The following is a 22,497-nucleotide window of genomic DNA, read 5'->3' as shown; positions in this document are numbered from 1 at the left end:
TGAGAAATGACAGCGTCCGATTGGTTGCGGTAAGAGTATCGAGGTGCTGCAGCCCGTAAGGGAGCCGTCGTGCCTCGCATGTCGAAGATCGAGCTGTACGCGGCCATCCGCCCTGGACGCGCCACGCAAGCAACGCCACACCACCAAGCGGATCTTCGACCGCCTGCTGAGCGAGCACGACGCGGTGGAGGTGTCGTGTCAGATGGTTCGCGCCTATGTCGCACAGCGCCGCCCGGAGATCCGGATCGAGGCGGCCCGCGGTCCGGTGGAGGCGTGCATCACCCAGTCGCATCGCCCGGGTGTCGAGGCAGAGGTCGACTTCGGTGACATCGCCGCGGGTGGACCGCGACAGCCAGATCACGGTGCGCACCAACCGCTACTCGGTGCCCGCTCGCCTGATCGGCCTGCAGCAGCCGAGGGGCGGAATTGGGTTGCAGTGGCGGCCGCCGGGCCGGGAGAGTGCCACGATGACGGAGATTCTTCTGTTGCCCGGCGGTGGGCGGAGGTCCACGGACTGGCGGCTCGCTGCGCCGCTGCTGGAGGCAGCGGGGTTACGCACGGTGGCGGTCGACTTGCCGGATCTGGGCTCGTGGTCTTGGGCCGGAGCCGTCGAGTCCGTGGAGCAGGCGATCAACGACCACGGCATGGAGCATCCGGCAGTGGCCGGGCACTCGCTGGGCGGCATCGTCGCCGCCCTGTGGGCCTCAGAGCATCCCGAGTGCCCGCTCGCGGTCAATCTGGACGGGCATACCAATCCCACGGGGCCCTTCGACGGAGTCGACCCGGTCGGCGCCGAGCACACGATGCGCGCGTTCCTCGCCGAACAGACGGCGGGCGATCCGGAGATGACCCACTTCATCGCGCAGATGGACGCGCTCGACCTCATCGCCGTCTACCGGGCGGCCCGCTGTCCCCTTCTCGTCGTCTCCTCCAGCGGCTCGGACCTGAGTGCGATGTTGCCCCCGGCCGTCTCGGTGGCCTTCGACGCCTACGTCCGCGGCTTTGCTCGCGAACTCAAGACAGCCGCCGCGCATACTCCGCTGCTCTCCCTCGCCGACCTGACCACCGGCCACGACATGCACCTGGAGGCTCCGCGCGAAGTGGCGCGCCTCATCCTCGGCCACCTGAGCTCCGGCCACCGTCCGACCCCGTAATCGTCGGCTCCCTCCCACCACGGCTGAAGACCATCCAGCGCCCGCTTCCGCGTGATCACGGCGGAGCGGGCGCTGTCATTTCTCACCAACATTTCGCCTCGTGTTGATCTCCAACCACTGTCAGAGCTCACCTACAAGCGCTGCCCGTGGAGACCAACAAAATGAAACCTCTGTCTTCTGATCGGCGGGGTCCTCTTGGGTGATGCGCTGGACCGTCCCCCGAACCCTGCGATAGTCGCGATCAGACCAGGATCCGGTGTGACAGGAGCCGGGGGCAAGAAGCAGTCTGGTTCTGGCGATCAGCGCCGCCGCAGTCGCCAGAACGGGCAGTCCCACCAACGCGCCGAGCCCGGCGATGTAGAGAGCCTGGCCGGCCACGACCATCCGCAATGTTCCCGGTGAGGCGCCGATGGCCATCATCGTGGAGCGCTCAGGTCGCATGTCGGCAGGCCGGTGGCTGCCAGCGTGCCACCGACGAGGACAGGAGCACTCACAAGCCGGCTCCACAAGCCGGGATCGGGCACATTGCGATGGCCCTCCTCGGAGGCGACCGTGACGCGGTAGGTCACCTTGGCTAGATCTCGCCCCAGCGTGGAGTCGGCCGGCGGCCGGTACATGGCGTAGAGCTGGCGGCGCTTGCCCACGCGGCCGTGAACTGGGCGGACGCAATTATCGGCAGGCACAGTGGCGGGCAACGCGCTTCGTCGTCTGGCGCGCCGCCACTGACGGGGAACTCGGATTCTTTGCCACCAAGTGCGCGAGTACGGCCGGAAGCCGCAAACTCGGTAGTCGTGGTCAGAGCCTCCACGGCGATCCTTTCCGAGGAGGCTCTGACCACTGCTGACGGATTGGTCGGCTAGCTCATAGGCGCGGGTCCTCCTGGACCTTCAGGGCATTGAGGATCGGGTCGCGCTCGCCGGTCTCGCGGCGAAACTCGACCTTCAGATCGCCACCGGCGTGCTCGACGGTGACCGTGTTCACGTCCGCGGTCAGCGCACCCGCCCTCGCCTGCACGTCGTGGTCGTGGAGCAGGGCTTTGCCGTCGACCACAACATCGAAGGCACGCTTGCCGGCCTTGACATTCTCGATCTCCGCAAAGTCGAGGCCGATTCGGTAAGTCCCGGCGGGCGCGTTCTTGAACACGTAGGCGAACGTCTCGCCGGTCCGCTGGGTGCGGAACAGGTCGTCGTCCTCCGTGCCGCCGATGTCGGCCTTGGTGGCACGCGCCCTGCCGCCGACGTAGCCCCACGGCCGCGAGCCGAGTTCCTGGTCGGGTGACCAGACGAAGCCGTCGGCACCGACGTGCCCGGACCCGCCCGCGTCGACGCCCCTCCAGTAGGCCGAGGTCGCCAGGCGGACCGGCCTGAGCTGGGCTTCGCCCTTGCCGGCGTTCGACGCCACGAGCACGTCCCCGACGAGCACGCCGGGCTCGACGGCAGTGTTGTCGGCCGTTGCCGTGACCGTGGTGGACTCGCCGGCCGCGAGCTTGACCGTGCCGGCCGCGGCCGCGCCCGTGAGGGTCAGCCACGGAAGGTCGGCGGCCTCGTGCCCGCCGTCGCTGGTGCGTTTCTGCTCGCTGAGCCGCACCTCGAGCGGGGCGGAGCCGGTGTTGGTCACGGTCACGTCGGCGGTCGCCTTCTGGTCCGGGCCGAGGAGCCAGTCGAGGTCACCTCCCGTGACGGTTGCGACGCCCGTGGTCAACTTCGCGTCGACCACCTCGGCCTGATCCTTCTTGGCGATGGTCACGGGGTGGCTGGCCGTGACATAGTTCGGCGCCCAGACCTGCACGGTGTTCTCGCCGACCAGCGCCTGGGCCTTCCACCGGCCCTTCTCGTCGGCGATGATGACCCGTTCACCGTTCGGCCCCCTGAGCGTGACGATCGCGCCCGCGATCGGCTTGCCGTCGTTCGCGTCGGTGACCGTGCCCTCGATCGTGCCCGCAGCCGGGAGGGTGTACTCCAGCCCGAGACCGGCCGTCAGGATGGGCTGGTTGAAGGAGTACTGGCTCGCGGGGTTGCGCGTCAGGCTCTCCAGGCCGACCGTTGCCGACGACCCGCGGGTGAGGGGGTTGTCGCCGCCGATGCCGTCGCCGTACCCGATCTGGATGCGGCCGTCCGCGATCAGGGTGACCGAGAAGCTCACCCGGGCCGCCCTGTCGCTGTCGAAGGTGGCGTTGCGCCACTCGATGACCTCAGCGGCCAGGCCGTCCACCTCGGTGGTGCCGAAGTAGATGCCCGCCTGGTCGTCGACGACCAGGTCGTCCCAGAACGGATAGATCGCGTCGAACGCGTATCGCGACGGCAGCGCCGTGTTGCTCCCCAAGGCGCTGGCCCGGTCGAAGATCAGCGCGCCGTTCGTCGTCACACACACGCCGTCCCAGGCCGTGTCGTAGAACGGGAACAGGAAGCTGGAGTCGAACCACAGCACGCCGCAGACGTCATCGCCGTGCCACCCGGAATCCTCCGTGCCCTGGCGGTAGAGCCCGTCGGTCACCTTCATCGAGTACGAGCGACCGGCGGGGGCCACCGGCACGGGGCCCGGCTCCGGCTGCTCGGGCTGGGGCTCCGGCTCCGCCTCGTCTCCGCGCGGATCGAGCGTCACGCGCAGCGCCGCGATGCTCGGGGCCCGCAGGCCCTTCCCGCCCCGCAGCTCCACGGTCAGCGGACCGCCGTCGTGCTGCACGACGGCGGTGTGCCAGTCGGCGGCGTTCGGGCCGACGGCTCCCACGACGTCGTAGGCGTACTGCGTCAGCTCGCCGTCGACGAGGACGTCGAACACCCGCTTGCCCCGGTTCACCCGCTCGATCTCCGCGAACCCGAGGTCGACGGCGTAGGTGCCCTTCGGCGCGTCGGGGAACCTGTAGACCAGGTCCTTGCCCGGCGTGGTGCGCTGGGACTGGAACAGGGCGTCGTCCTCGGTGCCCTCGATCGCGGCGCTCGCGGAGATCGTCTTGCCCTTCCCGGCGTAGCCCCACGCCCCGTCACCGGCCGCCTGGTCGCCAGACCAGGTGAAGCCGGCGGCGTCGGTGAGCGAGGGGCCGCCGGCGTTGACGCCGACCTGGTACTTCGTGGTCGTGAGCGTCACCGGGACGTAGGTCTTGGGCTGCCGTCCGGAGTCGGACAACACGACGATGTTCGCGCCGAGAGTGCCCGGGTCGGCGTCCTTCGAGGAGATCGAGACCTTGACCGTCGCCGACTCGCCCGGGGCCAGGGTGCCGCCGGTCGAGGAGAGCGACAGCCAGGGCAGGTCGGTGAGCAGGTCGTCCTCGACATCGACCAGCACGACGTCATCGGCGATCTGGTCCGCCGCCCACAGCGCCCCGGTCGAGTCGGTCTCGAGGCCACCACCCTGGCCCGCCTTCTGACCCGGGAACCACCACGCGTTGACGAGCGAGCAGTCGTCGGGGTCGACCTGCAGCAGGCGGGTGGGCCTGTTCGAGGTGAGGTCGGTGTACCAGATGGTGTCGGAGGCCTGGTTGTAGGCCAGGCCCATCACCTCGGGCAGCGGCGGGGCGCAGAAGGACAGCAGCGCACCCGCGTTGTCGTGCGACGTCCCGGCGACGGTTCCGATCAGGCCGTTCGCCCGGCCGCCGACGTAGAACACGTCCTCGGCCGGGTTGTAGGCGAGTCCGGTCAGCTGCAGCGTGGACCAGTCACCCTTGATCTGCCGGGTTTCCTTTCCGGTCTCCCGGTCGAAGCAGTGGATGTAGCTGGCCGGGCTGTCCTCCATCTGGCACATGTCACCGGTCTTGGTGTCGAGCGCCATGTCGAACGCCCGGTACTTGGGGTTCCACGAGGCGTCGAAGACCTTGCCGGTCCGCTTGCCCGTCACGGCGTAGGCGGTGTTGGTCCGCGCGTTGTAGTCGTGGACCCAGACGTCGCCGTCGTACCCGATGCCGGAGGGCTCCTTCTCCGCGATCGTGCCCGGGATCTCGATGCGGGTGATGACGTCGCCGCCGGAGGTCGTGCCGACCTTGTCGGCCGCCTGTGCTTCCGCGGCGCTCGCCGTCGCGGCCTTGCCGTCGACGTTCGACGGCTTCATGCCGCTCGCACCGGCCTTCCACGCGGTGAGGTCGATCGTGCTGTCCGCACCCGTCCCGGTGCGCGTGGTGGCGCCGGCGGCGTCGAGCTCGGGGTGGCGCGCGGCCTCGCCCAGGTCGTACGTGAGCGGGGCGGAACCGTTGTTGGTCAGCGTCAGCGAGCCCACACCGTTCTGGTCGGTTCCCATCACGGCGTCGAGGCCGCTCACCTTCAGGCCGGCGGCGCCCGTGGTGAGGCGCGCGTCGACCGTCGCCTTCGCGTAGAGCTTGTCGAGGGTGAAGTCGTACGACCCCGTCACGTAGTTCGGCGCCTCGACGGTCATCGTGTAGCCGGCGACCGGCAGCTGGCGATGCACGATGCCCGTCCCGTTGGTCGTGACGCTCTCGACGAGGCCGTTCTCGTCGGAGAGCGAGACCTTGGCCCCGGACACCGGCAGCCCGTCGTTCTTGTCGACGACGGTCGCGTCGAGGTATCCCCAGTCCGGAAGATCGTAGGTGACGATCATCCCGTCGTGGAGCACCGGGACGTTGTCGGAGTACCGGATGCCGTCCACACCGGCCCAGCCCTGGATGCCGGTGATGGTGCGGGCCCCGCCGGTCACCGGGTCGTCGGTCCCGATGCCGTCGCCGTACCCGAAGATCACCTTGCCCGAGCGGGTGAGCGTGGCCGAGAAGTTGACCGGCTCCGTGTACTCGGACCGGATCGGGTAGGCCCAGATCTTGGCGTTGCGGAACTCGATGACGAACGCGTCCTCGCCGTCGACCTTGGTGGCCGCCGTGAAGACTCCCCCGCCGGGGGCGAACTCGACGGGGGACGGGACGGAGAACGGGAAGACGCCCGCACCGCCGGTGCCGGGTCCGGTGGAGGTGTCCGGGGAGATCACGCCGCGCAGGCTGATTCCGAGGGTGTCGTGGCTGCCGTTGTAGAGCGCGATCGGGAACGGCAGGTTCACCGTCGCCCACACGCCGCTCGTGAACGCGACCGGGTCGGTGCCGCGCAGGTACTCCCCCTCGGAGACGGAGCAGCTGTAGCCGCCCTTGTCGACGACGAGCCCGATCGGGATCTCCAGCGGCTTGTTCTCGGCACCGACGGTCAGCGGGACGAGCGTCGGCGAGAAGCAGGCGTTGGGCGTGACGGCGAGCCCGTACTGGCCCTCCGGCACACCGGCGATCGTGAACGCGCCGTTGGCGTCCGTGCGCACGGCGTCCAGCGGCGTGTCCTTGACGGAGACCTCGGCGTTCGGGACGGGCTGCTTCTTGTCGTCGATGACCCTGCCGCTGATGTCGTGGCGCGCGGCGGCGGTGAGGGGAACCTCGACCGAGGTGTTCTGGCCGAGGGTGATCGTGGCGCTCGCGGTCGCCGTCAGGTACCCGAAGACCTTGGTGCTGATCTGGTAGTCGCCGACCGGGAGATTTACCGTGAACCGGCCGTCCTTGTCGGTCCCGACGGACCGGCTGAACGGTCCGCTGATCGTCACGTCGGCGGCGGGGACCGGGTCGCCGTCGGCGGTGACGACACCGGTGAGGGTGCCGCCCTGCCGGGGTGCGAGCTCGAGCAGGCGGACGAGGTCGAGCCGGCCTTCCCCGTACTTGTTGTTGAGGTCGGCGGTGCCGCCGCACTCGGTGTCGTCGACGTCGACGGCCGACTCGGCCAGCAGGCGGCGGGTCTCCTCGACCTGCCCGATGAGGGTCGGGTCGTAGCTCCACAGGCCGGCGACGGCCCCGGCGACGTGGGGAGCCGCCATCGATGTGCCGGACATCTCGGTGTAACCGCCGTTCAGGTAGGACGAACGGACGGCGACGCCCGGAGCGGAGATCTCGGGCTTGATCCGGCCACCTTCACCCTCGCCCTTGCGGGAGAATAACGCGAGCTTGCCGTCCGACGCGTAGGCGCCGACCGAGTAGGCACTCTCGGCGGAGCCGGGCGAGGAGACGGTGTCGCAGGCCGCGTACGGCGTGGTGTTGCCCGATGACCAGACGCTGAAAATGCCCGCGGCGCTCCAGGCCTCGTCGATGGCCTTGAAGAAGTCGTCGAAGTTGTGCTCGGCGTTCTGGCCCCACGAGTTGTTGATGACGTGGGGGCGCTTGGACGGGTCGGGGTTGTTCCCGTTGACGTCGGTCGGGGCGAGCAACCACCAGCCGGACTTGAGCAGCGACTCGACGCCGGTGCTGTCGCAGCAGCCGTTCGTCGCGATCCACTTCGCGTCCGGGGCGACGCCAACGTGGTTGGTGCCGTCGTCGCCGACCATGGTGCCCATGGTGTGCGTGCCGTGTCCGTCGTCGTCGCACGGTACGCCGGTGCACGTACCCCGGGTGCCCATCCAGTTGTAGTTGTGGTCGACGGTGCCGTCGGGCTTCGTGCCGCGGTACTGGTGCATCAGGGCGGGGTGGTCGAACTGAACGCCCGAGTCGAGGTTGGACACGGTGATGCCCGCACCGGTGGCCCCCATGGCCCAGGCCTGGGGGGCGTGAATGGCGTCCAGACCCCACGAGACGGTGCCGTCCTCGGCGGTGGTGGAGGGGCGGACGGCCTGGTCGGGCGGCGTCTTCTCGTCCACGGGCTCGACCAGCGCGACCTGTGGCGACGCCTGGATCTCGGCGACCTGCCCGACCGAGGCGACGTCGAGCGCGAGCTCCTGCGTGCCGCCCTTGACGAGCACGGCGTTGACGAGCGGGTAGGAGGTGTACTTCACGCCCGCCGCGTCGAGCTGGGCGGAGACGGACGCCGCGGAGGCCTTGGCCGAGGCCTTCAGCGCGTCGTAGACGAACTGACCGCGAGCGGCCCAGTCGGCGATCTTCTTCGCCGGCGCGAGGTCGGCCTTGGTGTCGAACGTGATCCAGAAGTCGGAGACCGGCTCCGTGCGGAAGCGGCCCTTCAGGTCTGACGCGATCTTGCCGGCGGGCGCACCGGGATCCGGCTCAGCGGCCGACGCCGGTAATGGCGGGATCATGCTCAGGCCGACCGCTACGGTCAGCGAAGCGACGAGGGCTTTCAGTCTCACGTGGGGGGTCCTCCGGCCTACAGGGGTTGGTAGGGGTCGTGGCTCTCGTCGTCGTCGTCGGCATCGCCGGCATCCCGGGCGTCGGGGGCGTCGGGGGCACCAGGGGCGTCGGGAGTGCTGACGCGTGGCTCGCACGACAGCTCAAGTGGTTGCTGGTGCTCGATGACGGAGTCGTCACGCGCGATAGGTCGCTCAGGCATGCACTGCCCTAAAGCCATGGATCATGAAGTCATGCTCGGGGTGACGAGCGACCTTCGCTATCCGGCGGATACGTCAATTTTCACGACGGGTCGTCGAGGGAATCCTCTTCTGCGAACACTCCGGCCTCTACCGCCTTGACCGCGAGCGCGGTCCGGGAACTCACCTTCAGCTTGCGCATCGCCGCACGCAGCTGCTGATCCACCGTGGCCGGTGACTTGGCCAGAATCCGGCTGATCTCCCGGTTCGTCTTGCCGGCGACGACCAGCCGGACCACGTCGAGCTCACGAGGTGAGAGCCGGTCGCCGTACCCCCGTCGGCCGCCGCGCCACAATCGCGGAACCTCGGCGCCGTGTTCGCGAAGCCGCTGTGCGACCCGGTCCGCATCGCCGCGGGCTCCGAGCCTGAACAGTTGTTCGTACTGTGCGGCCAGCAGCTCTCGGCCCTGTTCGATCTGGCCTTGCGCCATGAGCGCCTCGGCTTGACGCTCGCGGGCGAGCATGGCGTCGTAGGGGCGCGGCAACGCGTCCCAGGCGCGTGCCGCCCGGTCGTACGCCCTCGCCGCGCGGGCGTGGTCTCCGGCCGCGGCGAGCAGCAGAGCGCGGCATACGGTGAGGGCGGCGCGGGGCGCAGGCGCTGTACGGCCACGCAGTCCTCTGGCGAACTGGTCACTCAGGCGTGTCGCGGCCTTCAGGTCGCCCGCGACGAGGTACGCCTCGATCCGGGCGGGGACGAGGTCCGCCGCCCAGACCCAGATGCCCTTTCTCTGGACTGTGCCCATCGGCTCGTCCGTGATCTGCAGCGCCCGGCCGCTGTTACCGTCCGTCAGCCACAGTCTGGCCAGCGCAGCGGCGGCCTCCATCGTGTCGTCGGCTGCGCCGAGACGGGCAGACTCCTCAAGGACCAGCCGGAACTGCTCCCCCGCGGCGCGCCGCCGTCCGGCTGCGGCTGCCAGCCGGGCCGCGAGGCGAATGCTGCCGAGGTAGTACGCCGGCCGGTCTCGGTCGGCATCGGCGAGTGCCGCGCTCCTCTCCGCGAGACCCTCCCAGCGGCCGGTGAACCACGCCAGGTTGGCCTGTTCGAGCCGGACGTTGTGTTGCAGCCGGGACGCCTGCTCGGCCTCGGCAAGGCGCATGGCCACGGCGAGGTGTTCTTCCGCGTCGGCGTACCGACCCCAGATCAGCGCGCCGGTCCCGACATTCACGTGGATGCGGGCCACGTCGAGACGCTCCGCCGAGGCCGCGCCGTCGATGGGCAGGTCAGCGACGACGTCCCAGGCCTCCTCTTCGCCGAGCATGAGCAACGCAGCGGCTCGGTTGCCGGCCAGATTCAGCCGCTCTGCGGGAGAATCGACTTCGGCGGTGAGCTCGGCGGCGCGATCCAGCCAGCGCCGATGGGTCGACGCCGGCCACGGTCCCGCATAGGCCCATCCCAGATAGGTCATGGCCCGAGCCGCCTCGACCGGGTCATGGTCGAGGTTGGCCACCGCTTGCTCGAGCTCGCTGAGTGCGGCCTGCGCCTCACCCCCGATGATCAGGAGCCGACCCAGGGGGTTTCGGATCTCCGCCTGCTGGCGGGCGGAGAGACCGGGGGTCTCCAGCACCGAGCGCAAGGTACGGATCACGCGGTGGTAGACCTCGTCGACCGGTTCGCGACGGCCCAGTGCGGCTACTCCGGCGATGCGCGCGACCCGTGCCCGATCCGCCGGCGCCAGCTCGGACCACGAGAACAGATCGACCAGCAAGTCGACCGCCTTGGTGTGGTCACCCGAGGCCATGGCCAACTCGGCACCCTGCTCGGCGTACCGGGCCCAGGACCGCGTCTCGCCCGCCTCACGGAAGTGGTGGGCAAGGCGTGCGACAGGCGGCGGATGGATGTCCTCCAAGGCCCGGCCGGCCAGCAGGTGGAAGTGCCTGCGGTCGGTCAGCTGGATCGCTTCGTAGACAGCCGTGGCGGCCAGCACATGCCGGAATCGCCACTGGCCGCGGCCGTCTCCGTCCAGGAGGCCGGCGTCGGCCGCCTCCGCGATGGCGCCTCGGCACACAGCCGGTGACAGACCGGCGGTCATCGCGATCGTGGCCACCGATGACCGCTCAGCCAACGTAGCCGCGGCTCGCAACACCTGCTGCGCCGTCGGCGACAGACGGCCCACCCGCTCCCGGGTGGAGTCGCGCACCGTCGGCGGCACCTGTAGCTTGCGCAGCTTCAGCCGGACCCACTGCCCGTCGCGGAAGACGAGGTCGGCACGGTCGCACATGAGGCGAACCGACTCCTCCAGCACCAGAGGAACGCCACCGGTCCGCTCGTGCATGAACGTCGTGAACTCCTGCGATATCGGGTTGCCGTCCAGCATCGAGGACACCAGCGCCGCCGTGTCGTCGGGTCGCATCGGCGCCAGGGCGATCCTCAGCTGGGTCACGCCGGCAGGCAACCGGGACGTCAGCCGCAGCAACAGCGATCCGGCGTCCACCTCCTCCGGCCGATAGGAGATCACGAGGCTTGGCCCGTCCGATTGCTGCCGGGAGGCGACGAACAGCAGGAACTCCAAGGTCACCTCGTCGGCCCAGTGAGCGTCCTCGAGCACGAGAACGTCGACCCGCAGAGCCCGCAGCAGCTCGTCCAGGGCGCGGAACAGGCGATGCCGTGCCGCCTTCGCATCGTCCAAAGGCGGCAATGCGGGCGGCAGGTCCGAGGACCATTCAGGGAACAGGGGCCGTAACGCACCCGCGAGCTCGGTGAGCCGCAATCGCGACACCGGGCGGCCGATCCCACGGAACGCGTCGACGATCGGCCCCAACGTCAGCGACTCGCGAAGCGGTGGGCACACCGAGACCAAGGCAGTGCGCTGGTCCGGCGCGGCCAACCACTCTCGCAGCAGCCGGCTCTTCCCGATCCCCGCCTCGCCCTCTACCAGCACGATCGCCGGCGGCCGGGCCAAGGCGACCCGAAGCGCCGCCATCTCCCGATCACGACCCACGAAATGCGGCGTAGAAACCGCCGGTGAAGTCCCGTCGTCCTCGGGCAAGGGGTCGAGCATGCGTGATGATCTCGCTTTTCGATGCTCGGCCGCAACTACCCGCCCGTTGGGATCCTGTGGGTGCCGAGAGCTCGGCCGCCCCATGCGACCTGCGCGTATTCGTGAATCAGCCCGCCGAGGCGATCACGCCGAATGACCTTGATATCTGCCGCATTCTGGGCTGGCTGCCCCTGCTGGCTCGTAGCGACGCGACCATATGGAGATCCTCGTACTGCGGCACGAGGTCGCGGTGCTCCGCCGTCAGGTTGGCCGTCCGAGGCTGTCGTAGGCGGACCGAGCGGTGCTGTCCGCGCTGGCCCGAGGACTGCCGGCGGTGCTACGCGCCCTGTGCCGTGCCAAACTCGTCCATGGCATCTGGCCTGGCCTTCTATCCTCGGCACTCGTTTTCTACGCCTGCTGGATCTGCGGATGGTCCGGTTGTTCGGCAGGTTGACGCTACTCACGCGGGACGACACCTCCAAGGACGTGGAGATCTTGGCGCTGCGCCATGAAGTCGCCGTCCTGCGTCGTCAAGTCTCCCGACCACGACCGGACCGGGCCGACCGGGCGCTGCCGGCCGCACTGGCGCGACTGCCACCCGCGCGGCTTCGCCGCCATCGAATCGTGACACCGGGCACCTTGCTGTCCTGGCACCGCCGGATGGTCAGCCAACGCTGGACGCACCCGAACGCGACCGGACGTCCACCGATCCCGAACGAACTGCGTGAGCCGGCGATCCGGCTGGCCGGAGAGAACCCACGACGGAGGCACCGGCGGATCCAGGGCCGCCGCCGGCGTCCGAGTCATCAAGACCCCCGTACGGTCACCAAGGGCGAACGCCTTGGCACCGCACAGGTCGAGCAGATCACGCAGCTCCTCGAGAACCATGATCCGCATCCAAACACCGGGAGTTCAATCCCGGTGTTCACCTGCCTGCGCGTCCCCGAGATCCGCGCCTCCACGCTGGGCGCCGAGAGGGTCGCCCTGGGCGCCCGCCTGTTCGGGGTGGGCCTGCCGGCCCCGGTCGTGCCGCGCGCCTGACCCCGGTGCGCTGGGGCGGCGGTGCCTGCTCTTGGAAGCGGTCTTCATCCGGCGTCCAGGGTGCGGGTGAGCCATCCGGTACGGGTCTCGCGGGCGGCGGCCGACAACCCGGCCTGCGGGAAGAGGGCGTCGAAGCCGTGGAAGCCGCCCGCCCAGACGTGCAGCTCGGCCTGCCCGCCCGCGGCCCAGATGCGGGTGGCGTAGTCCACGTCCTCGTCGCGGAAGACCTCGGCGGACCCGGCGTCGATGTAGGTGGCGGGCAGGCCCGACAGGTCCTCGGCGGTGGCGGGCGAGACGTAGGCGGGAACCCGGTCGCCGTCGAGGCCGCCGAGTACGGCGTTCCAGGCGAACTCGTTGCTCTCGCGGGTCCACACGCCGGGCTCGCCGGCGTACTGGCGGCTGGAGGTGGTGGTGTTGCGGTGGTCGAGCATGGGGCAGATCAGCACCTGGGCGGCGATCGGCGGCGTGCCGCGGTCGCGGGCCATGAGCGTGACGCCCGCGGCCAGGCCGCCGCCGGCGCTGGCGCCGGCCACGACGACGCGGCCGGGGTCGATGCCGAGGTCGCCGGCGTGGCCGGCGATCCACTGCAGGCCCCGGTAGCAGTCCTCGACGGGGGTGGCGCCGCCGGCCTCGGGCGCGAGCCGGTAGTCGACGGTGACCACGACGGCGCCGAGCAGGTCGAGCCATTCGAGGGGGATGTCGAGCTGCGAGAACCGGTCCCCCATGATCAGGCCGCCGCCGTGCATCCAGTACACGCACGGCGCACCGGGACCGGCGCCGGCCGGGGCGAGGACCGTCATCGGGATCCCGGCGCCGTCAGGGGCGGGCACGGTGACCTCGCGGCGCTCGACGGCGCGGCCCTCCAGCAGGGCTTCGACCGGCGTCGAGGGCATGCCGCGCAGCTGGGTGAGGAGTTCCGGGGTGATCCGCGGGACGAGCGGCACGTCGGCGAGCAGGGCGTTCAGCTCGGGGTCGAGGGCGGGGCGGGCAAGGGATGACATGAACGTGTTCCTTTCGAATCTCAGAACGCGGCCTTGCCGCCGACCGGCACGTAGTCGGTGTACGGGGACTCCGCGGCGACCAGCTCCTGAACCTGGGTGACCAGCGCCTGCGCGGCCTCGCCCGCGAAGACCCGGTGGTGCTCCTCCTCGCTGGTCCAGCCCTCGGTCACGTGGACGACGTCGGGGTCGGACGCCGACCGGCAGACGAGATAGACCACGCAGTGCTCGCTCGCGGCCGGGCTGCCCTCGTCCAGGCCGGTCAGCAGCAGCCCGGCCAGTTGCTCCCCCTGGCCGGGCTTGGCGGTCAAGGTGGCGTTGAACCCGTAGCGGACCTTCACGGCAGTGTTCCTCTTCCTTAGGATGGTCATGCACGATCCCCCTTCTTCGGTGATCCCTCGCCGATCGGGGTAACACCATTTCACCGCCTCACACTGGGGTGACGGTAGAACAAACCTGCTCCGCTCTTGCATAATCCTGCCCATGGAGGAATCGCTGAGATTCGACGAGCTCCGCGCGGCACTGGCCCGGCACGTCCGGCCCCAGGAGAGCACCGCCATCGACGGCCTCTACATCGCGCAGATCGAACAGCCCGGGCCGCCCGCGCCCTCGATGACCGGCACCGTGCTGGCGGTCCTCGCCCAGGGCGCCAAACGGCTCGCGGCGGGCGACCGGGTCCTCGAATACCGTCCCGGCGACTACCTCGTGGCCTCCGTCGACCTCCCCGTCACCGGCCACTTCTTCGACGTCGAACCCGGACGCCCCGCGCTCGGGCTGGCACTTACCCTGGAGCCGGGCGCCGTCGCCGACCTCCTCCTGCACCCCGCCCCCGCCGACCTGCCCCGCCCCCGGGCGGGAGCGCTGCCCGGCCTCGCCGTCGCCACCATGACGGCCGACCTCCTCGACGCGCTCACCCGCCTGGTCCGCCTGCTGGACAGTCCCCGCGACCAGGCGGTGCTGGCGCCGCTGGTCAAACGCGAGATCCTGTGGCGGCTGCTCACCGGGGAGCAGGGCGCCTCCGTACGCCAGCTCGGCCTGGCCGGCAGCAGCCTCAGCCACGTCGCCAGGGCCGTCCGCTGGATCCAGGACCACTACGCCGAGCCCTTCCGCGTGGAGGACCTGGCGCGGCTGGCCGGCATGAGCCCGTCGGCGTTCCACCGCCACTTCCAGACCGTCACGGCGCTGAGCCCCATCCAGTTCCAGAAGCAGCTCCGCCTCCAGCAGGCCCGGCTCCTGCTGGCCGCCCGCCCCGGCGACATCACGGGCGTCGCGCACCGCGTCGGCTACGACAGCCCGTCGCAGTTCAGCCGCGAGTACCGCCGCCAGTACGGCCACCCACCCAGCCACGCCGCCCGCCCCGGCTCCCCGGTCGCGGCGGCTGCGAAGGAAGGAGCGGCGCCTTGAGCGACCACCAGCGCGACTCCGGGTCGTGTACTGGTGGAGTCGCCTGTTCAGCTGTTGATTACCAGCCGTCCCACCCTCGGCAACCCCACCGGCTGACCGGTCAGATGCCGGAGACCGTATTCGTAGTCGCCGGCGCGCGGTTGACCGTGAGTAGCCCAAGTGCCGCCGGAAGCAGGGACCGGAAGATCCACTTACGGGGCTTATGCGTCCGGCACGAACTTCCCGTGGCCCAGCTCTCGCAGGGCGGTCCGCAATTGCTCCGCGGCGTCGTCGAGCTCGACCGGGTCGTTCACCGGCTTGACTTTTGTGAAGTCGAGGTCGTCCATGCTCCAGGTCGGGCTGACGTGCACGTGGCAGTGCGGCACCTCGAACCCCGCGATGGCCAGCCCCGATCGCGGCGCACTCCACGCGCGCTCGACGCCTTGGCCGATCACCTGAGCCACACTCATCACCCGGCCCAGCAGTTCAGCCGGCAGCTCCGTCCAACTGTCGAACTCACGCCGCGGCACGACCAGTGTGTGACCTGGCCGGAGCGGCGCGATGGACAAGAAGCACACCACGTCAACGTCCTTCCAGACAAAACGGCCCGGCAGCTCTCCGTTGATGATCTGGGAAAATACGCTGGCCATCTTCTTCTCCTTGCTGATGGGAACATCTTCGTTGACGGTCACGCAAAAACGGGACGGCTGCCCGAGCACACTCTGCTTGGCGCAGCGGGTTCGGCTTTGCTCAGTTCACTGGAGAGCGGGTTGGCTCCACCGGTCCCGCCAAACCGTCCACCGCGGTGTCCGCTGGGCGTGCCCAGACAAATCGCGAGGTCGCGCCCGTCCGGGTATCGTCCGGCGTGCTGGTGTGCAGGAACTGTGAAACGGGATCATGACGAGATGCATGGGCGGGCGCCTTCTCCCTGAGACTCAATACAACGTGCACGACAGCGCGCAGTTGCACAGTGGTGTGCAATTTACTTGATTGCACAGGGGTGCGCAAGGTCACGGAAGGCTGGACGGCGGATCGGGCACCACCAAGCGAGGGAAGAATGGGCGCATGCCTTCGCGTGACACCAGCCGCGCCGCCGCCAACCGTCGCCGCATTCTCGACGTCGCCTTCGCTGAACTGCTCCGCGACCCAGACGCGTCGATGGACCAGATCGCCCGTGCGGCGGGCGTCGTCCGCCGCACGGTGTACGGGCATTTCCCGACCCGCGAGGCACTGGTCAGCGCCATCCTTGACGATGCCGTGGAGATGGTCGCGGCGGCCAGGGCGTCGGGCATGGAAGGCGCGACGGATCCGGCGGAGTCACTCGCCCGCGCGACTCTCGCGGCCTGGCAGGTCGCCGACCGATACCGGCTCCTGCTTGCGCTCGCCCAGCGCAGCGTCACCGTGCAAGGCATCCGCGAGCGTCTCGCCCCCGTCCGCGAAGCCTCGTTGGAGATGCTTCAACGCGGTCTCGATCAGGGCCTGTTCACATCCTCGCTGTCGGCACCGGCTCTGATGTTCCTCCACGAGCAGATGCTCATGGCCCTCATGGACGCGGTGAACAACGGCCTGCTGGCGTCCGACACGGCCGGCCCCGCCGCCGCCGTCGCCGTCCTGACCGTGTCGGGCGTGCCCGCTCCCCAGGCCACCGACCTCGTCTCGAAGCTGGGCTCCGGAGACGACGGGCGCAGCGCGGACAGCGGGTAGAACTCTCGCTTCGAGCACGCCGGTCAGAATTTCGGTTCCCGGCCGAGGCTCCCGGGCAGCCCGTTCCAGCTCCCCGAAGCGGTGGGACTGGGGACGCTACCTCGTGTGCCGTGGGTACGGCACCAAGCACCAGCGAGCTCCCCTCGTCGGGGAGCTCGCCCTCGACTGCGACGTGTGGGACAGCCCCGGCGGCAGCGGTCAGCGCCTCATGGTCCTCACCGCCGAACCCCGGCTCCCCCTCCCCCGAGGTCCTCCGCATCCTGACCTCCTGAACCGCCGTACCGGTGCTCGAGGACGCGGTGAGCCGGCCATGATGGACGCCATGGAGGACGCACCGCTGACCAGGGCCGCGCAGGCGGGCGACGCCGCGGCCCTCGGGCTGCTGCTGGAACGGCACCGCGCCGGCATGCGCGCCGTGGCACTGAGCATCCTGGGCCCCGGCCCCGACGTGGACGACGTCCTGCAGGACGCGGCGCTCACCGCCCTGCGCCGCATCGGCGGCGTCCGGGACCCTGGGGCGATCGGCCCGTGGCTGCGGATGATCGTCCGCAACGGCTGCCGCGACGTGCTGCGAGCCTCCCAGCGGGTCGAGCCGGTCGCCGAGCCCGCACCCCACGCCCCCGTCGGCGACGACCCGGCGGCCGTGCTGGAACGGCACGCGATGCGCGACTGGGTGTGGGCGGCCGTCGAGGAGCTCTCGCCCGCGCTGCGGCTGCCGCTGGTGCTGCGCCACTTCACCGAGGGCGTGACCGGATACGACCGCATCGCCCAGGTCTGCGGCGTCCCGGTGGGCACGGTACGCAGTCGCCTGAACCAGGCACGCGCCAAGCTCGCCGAAGCCCTGGACGCGACGGCGGCCACCACCCACAGCGACACCCGGCTGCGCACGGAGGCCAGCTGGGAGGAGGCCCGCCACACCCTGTCGGCCGCCGAGGCCGGGGAGTTCGGCAAGCTGCTCAAGGAGTGCTGGTCCACCGACGTCACCCTGATGAGCGGGGCCACCCGCATGGGCGGGGCCGCGATACTGGAGCGCGTCATGAACGGCGACCTCGCCGCCGGCGTGCGCCAGCGACCGATCAACGTGGCCGCCGGCCACTCCCTGACCGTCTGGGAGATGGACATCCTCAACCCCGCCGACAACCCCGCCCACTGCCCGCCGTCGGTCGCGTGGATCATGACGCTCCGCGGCGGCCGGGTGGCCCAGCTGCGCCTGTTCCACCCGGCTAGGCTGAGACGCACCGCCGTCCCGCCGGAACTGCGAGAGGTCTGGCCACACGAACTCGTGTGACACACGCCACACCTCCCGGATCGAACTCCGGCCCCGCGCTCCCGTCCTGCCGGTGTCATGTACCCGAGTCAACGAGGAGCCTTACGGTGACCACCCCTGCCGATCCCCTGCTGCCCGGCAGCCATACCATCACCATCGGGGGCATACCCCAGCGTTACCACGTCGCCGGCACGGGCCCCGCCGTGTGCCTCGTCCACTCGGGAGGCCCCGGGCTGAGCTGGGAGTACCTGCGGATGCCCGACCTGGAACAGCACCTGACACTCGTCTACCTGGAACCGATCGGCACCGGCGAATCAGGACGCCTTCCCCACCCCGACGACTACCGCATCGACGCCTACGCCCGGTTCGTCCACGGCGTGGTGGAGCATCTGAACGCGCCGGCCACGTTCCTGCTCGGCCACTCGCACGGCGGTTTCGTCGCCCAGCGCTACGTCCTGACCCACCCCACCGCCCTGACGGGCCTGATCCTGTACGCCACCTCGCCCCGCACCGGCGAGCAGTTCTGGGCCGAGGCGCTGGCCAACCTCGACCGCCTCCCGGAACGGCATCCCGGCCGGGCGGAGGTGGCCGGCATCCGGGAGACCTTCCAGCGGACGCTGTCCGCCACCGACGACGAGACCGGCACCGAGGGCCTGCGCGCCATCCTGCCCGCCTACTTCGCCGACTACTGGTCCCACGAGTCCGAGCTGGCTCCGATGCGGGCGGGCCTGCGCGTGTGGACGGACCCCATGCGCGCCGCCGGACCTCCCTTCGACGTCCGCGACGAGCTGACCACCGTCACCACCCCCACCCTGATCGTCAGCGGCGCCCACGACTTCATCTGCGCCCCGCACTGGGGAGAGATGCTGCACGAGGCCATCCCCCACTCCCGCTACACCCTTTTCAAGGACAGCGGTCACCTGGCACACATCGAGGAACCCGCCGCCTTCACCTCCGCCATCGCCACCTTCACCCAGGACGTCACCCTAGGAGAGCTGTCACGATGACCACCGCCGACCTGGACCGGCAACTGGCCAACGCCCGCGACTACTGGCTGGGCTGGGGCGCGGCCGACCGCTCGGACGGCGCCCTGACCCTCTACCGCAGCAGCGTGGCCCACCCCCAGCTCAACGGCGTCCTCAGGGTGAGCCCGCACCACTCGCCGCAGGACGCCATGGCAGAGGCGGAAGATCGGCTCGCCGGCGTGCCGCACCTGTGGTGGGCAGGCCCCGACAGCCGCCCCGACCTGGCCGACCACCTGCTGGCCGCGGGCCTGACCGAGTCGGGCACCGTGCCCATCATGTCCCGCGACCTGACCCGCCCCATCCAGGAGACTCCCCCGCCCGGTCTGCGCATCCACCAGCTCACGGACCTGGACCCCCTTTCCGGGTGGGTGCACACCTACGCGCCCTCCTTCGGCGTCACCCCCGACCAGTACGACCAGGTCCTGCAGGTCGAACACGACCGCCCGGACAAACCAGGCGCCCTCGTCCGCTTCGCCGCCCACTGGAACGGCCGCCTGGTCGGCACCTCGGCCCTGTTCGACGCGCACGGCGTCGCCGGAATCTACGTCGTCACCACGCAGGAGACCCACCGGCGCCGCGGCATCGGCACCGCCCTGACCGCCGCGGCCATGCGCGAGGGCCGCGACCGCGACCTCGACACGGCCACCCTTCAGGCCAGCGCCGCCGGCGTCCCGGTGTACCAGCGGCTGGGCTTCGAAACGGTGGCGACGTACCGCATGTTCAGCGGCTGAGGCCAACGGCCCGCCCGCCTCCCACGACACCAGGCCGTGCCCGAGCGAACGTCGGACGTGGGGTCGGAGCAGGCGGCGCCCAAGTGGCGCGGCGCAGGTCCGCAGGTGTTCCCCGGCCCAGGCAGGCCCGGCGGGGGATGCCAGGACGAGGTTGCGGGTCACCTCCACGCGCGCGGTCCCGAGCCTCGCGCGCCGCGCCAGGACCGGGGTGCCGGTAGGCAGGTCGAGCAGCTCGGCGCTCTCCTCGCTCTCCACGTCGGCGCCGCCACCGGCGACCCCGGAGACGCCGGCACCGTCACCGGCGCGGCGGTTGCCGACGGCTTCCTGGCGACGGCTTCCTGGCGACGGCTTCCTGCCGGAGGCCGTCACCGACGCGATCAGGGCCGGGCAGCAGCGCGGCGGCCCGGTCGGACGGGATGATCACCGCTGCGCCTCGGTATGACGATCCAGGATGTTGGGCAGCGACATGGCGCCCACCATCACCGTGCTCGCCTCGCGCCCGAGCCCGTCCCGTTCGCCCAGGAAGAGCCTGCCGTCGCAGGCGTCGAGCAGGTCGGCGCGCGCAGGGAGGAGGTCTCCGGCAGCATGAACACCGGGTCGGGTGGTCGATCACGAACGGCCCGGGGCGGCCCTGGTGACGACGACCGCGAGCCCGCGGGCGTGATGCCGGGCCAGGACAACTCGATCGCGGCGGCGATCTGCGAGGGCGTTCTGGTCCGCCCGCTCACCACGTTGACCACGGGCGCTCCGAGATCCGCGGCCAGCCGGGGCGTTGACCTCGAACTCCGTCGGCGCCCCCACATCGGTGTAGTCGGTGCCGACCACCACCACCGCGTCAGGCTGCCCGGCGAGGGCGCGATAGCGGGCCACGACGTCCCCGGCCGCGCGTTTCGCGTCGGCATGCACCTCGTCAAAGGTGACGCACGCACACATTTCATACCGGCTGCCATCCTCGACGACCCCGTCTGGTAACAGTCACTGTGGTCGGCACCCGTTCTCGCCCTACTCGTGTCAGTTTGGGAATAGTAGTCCCGTATATCTCACTTGAGCTTGGCGCAGAGGGCCACCGCTGCGCGAACAGCGTTGAGGATGACGCGGCGGAGTGAACGACGCGCTCCGTCAGTTTTGATCCTGAGTAGCGGCCCTCTTCGATGAGTTGCAGGACGAGGATGGCCTGCACGATCGTGGTGGCGCGGTGCGGGCAGCAGCGCACCCGGGCCAGGACCTTCCAGGTCTTCAAGGTGGAAATGGCGCGTTCGCCGCAGGCGCAGATGCGGGCGTGGCTGACGCGGGCCGCGAGATCGAGGCCGACCACTACGGCACCAGCCTCGCGGTGGCCGCGACCGAGATCCCCGCCACCACGATCGACGCCATCGCCCGGCGCAGACCCCACCGAGATCGTCCCGGTCGGCTGGGGCGCCGCCCGCGACCTGATCGGGCGCTTCGTCGAGGCCGGGCTCACCAACGGGGGCAGTCCCGGGTGCGGCACCGGGCGATGGATCCATGGAGCTCCCATGGCGCCCGTGCAGTCGCGGTGATCAGGTGGCCTTGCCGCGGGCGATGTAGAGGTTCATGCCGGTGAAGTCGACGGTGATGTTGTACGGCTTCCAGAAGCAGTGGGCGAACCAGCCCATCGAGTCGAACCCCGTCCCATAGGGCCAGGGCACGTTGACCGGCTGGTTGGGGTTCGTGTAGCAGTAGACATCCTTGGCGACGGCGTCGCCGATGCGGATGTCCTTCGGGTAGCAGGGGTAGACGACGGCCGGGTGGCTTTGGGCGAAAGTCCCGATCTGGCGGTCGTAGTCGGTGCGGATCCCCAGCTGCTCGGCCGTTTTCCCCCGCACGCCCGCGGCGATCTCGCCGACTCCGCCGAAGTTCACGCCCACCACTCCTGTGCCGGAGCCGGCGGCGCCGGCGAAGCTGCCTGTGCTGTGCAGATACTGCTCACGGGCCAGCCACACCGGCAGGGGCTTCACGCCCGCCCGCGCCGCGGCGGCGCGGGCCTTCGTGGCGGTTTCGGCGGTGCGGCGGCGCAGGATCAGCTGCCGGCCCGCGTAGTCGAAGGTGGGCAGGAGGTGGTAGAAGACCCACGTGCCGATCAGGCCGTCGTTGTCGGTGCCGACGTCTTCGCCCGGCATCGTTTCCGCCCAGCTCACGGGGATGTTACGCAGTTCCATGCCGCCCAGCGTGAAGGAGTCCAGGATGCCCCAGTGCGCCCGTACGGGGCCCATCCCGAAATCGGTCTCCTGACTGAAGACGGGGCGCAGCCCGGCCTCCTCGGCCACCGACGCGCGCATACTCAGATTCGGGGCGCCGGTGTAGAACAGGAACCGCTTCGCCGGTCCGCCGTTGACCGAGGCCTCCACCAGCGGCATCGGGTCCATCTGCTGGAACGGCACCCGCGCGGTCTCGCCGTGGACCCGATACGCCTCGCCGCGGACCGCCGCGAACCACTTGGCGTAGCTTTCATCACCGGCCGCTTCCCAGTGGGGTACGGACAGGGCGAACTTGTCCTGCCGGATGTAGCAGTCGCCCAGCAACGAATGGGCTTCCTTGTCGCCGGGCGCCAGCTCGACGGCCAGCTTGAGGTATTTCTCGGCGTCGGGGAACCGGTTGGACAACAGCCCGACGTACCCGCGCCGGCGGGCCGCGTGCAGATTCTCGGGGTCATTTCTGAGGATCTCCTCGTACGCGCGGCCGGCCTGCTCGAACTTGCCGGCCTTGAACAGCGCGTCCGCGTCACCACCACCGGCCAGCGCGGTGGCCTCCCCGCCCAGCAGCGGCGCGGTCGCCGCGGCACCGGCCAGAGCGGCAGCGCCCCGCAGGAGCGAACGCCGGTCCCATTGCCTGCCATCAGCCACGCCTTCTCCTTTTTCGTGATCACTTTGCCGTGGTCCCTGCCGGCGGACGGGCACAACACCTCCTGAGGGCGATGCCGA

General features: G+C 70.2%; 15 protein-coding genes and 1 pseudogene. 7 read left to right on the top strand and 9 right to left on the bottom strand.

The window, feature by feature from the left end; genetic code table 11:
• Window positions 1-338: 338 nt before the first annotated feature.
• Window positions 339-1,154, top strand: coding sequence for an alpha/beta fold hydrolase (locus HD593_RS09555; protein ID WP_185101821.1), 816 nt, complete (start codon window positions 339-341; stop codon window positions 1,152-1,154).
• An 861-nt stretch (window positions 1,155-2,015) separates the two neighbouring features.
• On the opposite strand, the gene HD593_RS09550 is transcribed toward HD593_RS09555, so the two are convergent.
• From HD593_RS09550 to HD593_RS09540, 3 genes are all read right to left on the bottom strand, one after another.
• Complete coding sequence (locus HD593_RS09550; RefSeq protein WP_185101820.1) at window positions 2,016-8,195, bottom strand: S8 family serine peptidase; 6,180 nt, start codon at window positions 8,193-8,195, stop codon at window positions 2,016-2,018.
• A 17-nt stretch (window positions 8,196-8,212) separates the two neighbouring features.
• Window positions 8,213-8,395: a hypothetical protein gene (locus tag HD593_RS09545; protein ID WP_185101819.1), complete on the bottom strand. Its 183-nt coding sequence runs from the start codon at window positions 8,393-8,395 to the stop codon at window positions 8,213-8,215.
• Window positions 8,396-8,475: 80 nt separating this feature from the next.
• Window positions 8,476-11,418 carry an ATP-binding protein gene (locus HD593_RS09540; protein WP_221524689.1) on the bottom strand — a complete coding sequence of 981 codons (2,943 nt, stop codon included), beginning with the start codon at window positions 11,416-11,418 and terminating at the stop codon, window positions 8,476-8,478.
• 420 nt (window positions 11,419-11,838) lie between these two features.
• Between HD593_RS09540 and HD593_RS09535 the strand changes: the two genes are divergently transcribed.
• Window positions 11,839-12,450 carry a hypothetical protein gene (locus HD593_RS09535; protein WP_185101817.1) on the top strand — a complete coding sequence of 204 codons (612 nt, stop codon included), beginning with the start codon at window positions 11,839-11,841 and terminating at the stop codon, window positions 12,448-12,450.
• A gap of 44 nt (window positions 12,451-12,494) precedes the next feature.
• Here the strand turns inward: HD593_RS09535 and HD593_RS09530 are convergent, their stop codons facing one another.
• Together HD593_RS09530 and HD593_RS09525 are read right to left on the bottom strand one after the other, a co-directional pair.
• Window positions 12,495-13,451, bottom strand: a complete 957-nt coding sequence (locus HD593_RS09530) for an alpha/beta hydrolase fold domain-containing protein (protein ID WP_185101816.1) — start codon at window positions 13,449-13,451, stop codon at window positions 12,495-12,497.
• Window positions 13,452-13,471: 20 nt separating this feature from the next.
• On the bottom strand, window positions 13,472-13,789 hold the full coding sequence (locus tag HD593_RS09525) for a putative quinol monooxygenase (protein ID WP_185101815.1): 318 nt from the start codon (window positions 13,787-13,789) through the stop codon (window positions 13,472-13,474).
• Between the two features lie 142 nt (window positions 13,790-13,931).
• Between HD593_RS09525 and HD593_RS09520 the strand changes: the two genes are divergently transcribed.
• On the top strand, window positions 13,932-14,852 hold the full coding sequence (locus tag HD593_RS09520; protein ID WP_246546426.1) for an AraC family transcriptional regulator: 921 nt from the start codon (window positions 13,932-13,934) through the stop codon (window positions 14,850-14,852).
• A 200-nt stretch (window positions 14,853-15,052) separates the two neighbouring features.
• Here the strand turns inward: HD593_RS09520 and HD593_RS09515 are convergent, their stop codons facing one another.
• On the bottom strand, window positions 15,053-15,523 hold the full coding sequence (locus tag HD593_RS09515) for an HIT family protein (protein WP_312903411.1): 471 nt from the start codon (window positions 15,521-15,523) through the stop codon (window positions 15,053-15,055).
• Window positions 15,524-15,896: 373 nt separating this feature from the next.
• Here HD593_RS09515 and HD593_RS09510 point away from each other — a divergent pair, with 373 nt between their 5' ends.
• From HD593_RS09510 to HD593_RS09495, 4 genes are all read left to right on the top strand, one after another.
• Complete coding sequence (locus HD593_RS09510) at window positions 15,897-16,535, top strand: TetR/AcrR family transcriptional regulator (RefSeq protein WP_185101814.1); 639 nt, start codon at window positions 15,897-15,899, stop codon at window positions 16,533-16,535.
• A 322-nt stretch (window positions 16,536-16,857) separates the two neighbouring features.
• Complete coding sequence (locus tag HD593_RS09505) at window positions 16,858-17,823, top strand: RNA polymerase sigma factor (protein WP_221524687.1); 966 nt, start codon at window positions 16,858-16,860, stop codon at window positions 17,821-17,823.
• Window positions 17,824-17,909: 86 nt separating this feature from the next.
• Window positions 17,910-18,809 (top strand): alpha/beta fold hydrolase, encoded by a 900-nt coding sequence (locus HD593_RS09500; protein ID WP_185101812.1) that lies wholly within the window; start codon window positions 17,910-17,912, stop codon window positions 18,807-18,809.
• Entirely contained in the window at window positions 18,806-19,558 is a 753-nt protein-coding gene (locus HD593_RS09495) for a GNAT family N-acetyltransferase (RefSeq protein ID WP_185101811.1), read from the top strand. Before HD593_RS09500 ends, HD593_RS09495 begins: the two co-directional genes overlap by 4 nt.
• Window positions 19,559-20,167: 609 nt before the next feature.
• On the opposite strand, the gene HD593_RS09490 is transcribed toward HD593_RS09495, so the two are convergent.
• From HD593_RS09490 to HD593_RS09480, 3 genes and pseudogenes are all read right to left on the bottom strand, one after another.
• The gene (locus HD593_RS09490; protein ID WP_185101810.1) at window positions 20,168-20,464 is read right to left on the bottom strand and encodes a hypothetical protein; all 297 of its coding nucleotides are present in this window, start codon (window positions 20,462-20,464) and stop codon (window positions 20,168-20,170) included.
• 223 nt (window positions 20,465-20,687) lie between these two features.
• Window positions 20,688-20,855 (bottom strand): annotated as a pseudogene (locus HD593_RS09485) (IS5/IS1182 family transposase); the annotation flags it as partial.
• Window positions 20,856-21,096: 241 nt separating this feature from the next.
• Entirely contained in the window at window positions 21,097-22,419 is a 1,323-nt protein-coding gene (locus HD593_RS09480; protein WP_185101809.1) for a tetratricopeptide repeat protein, read from the bottom strand.
• Window positions 22,420-22,497: the final 78 nt, after the last annotated feature.

This window comes from Nonomuraea rubra, from assembly GCF_014207985.1.
GTDB classification, from domain to species: Bacteria; Actinomycetota; Actinomycetes; order Streptosporangiales; family Streptosporangiaceae; genus Nonomuraea; species Nonomuraea rubra.
Note: the sequence above shows the minus strand (reverse complement) of the source record. Positions and strands in the feature narration are given on the sequence as shown.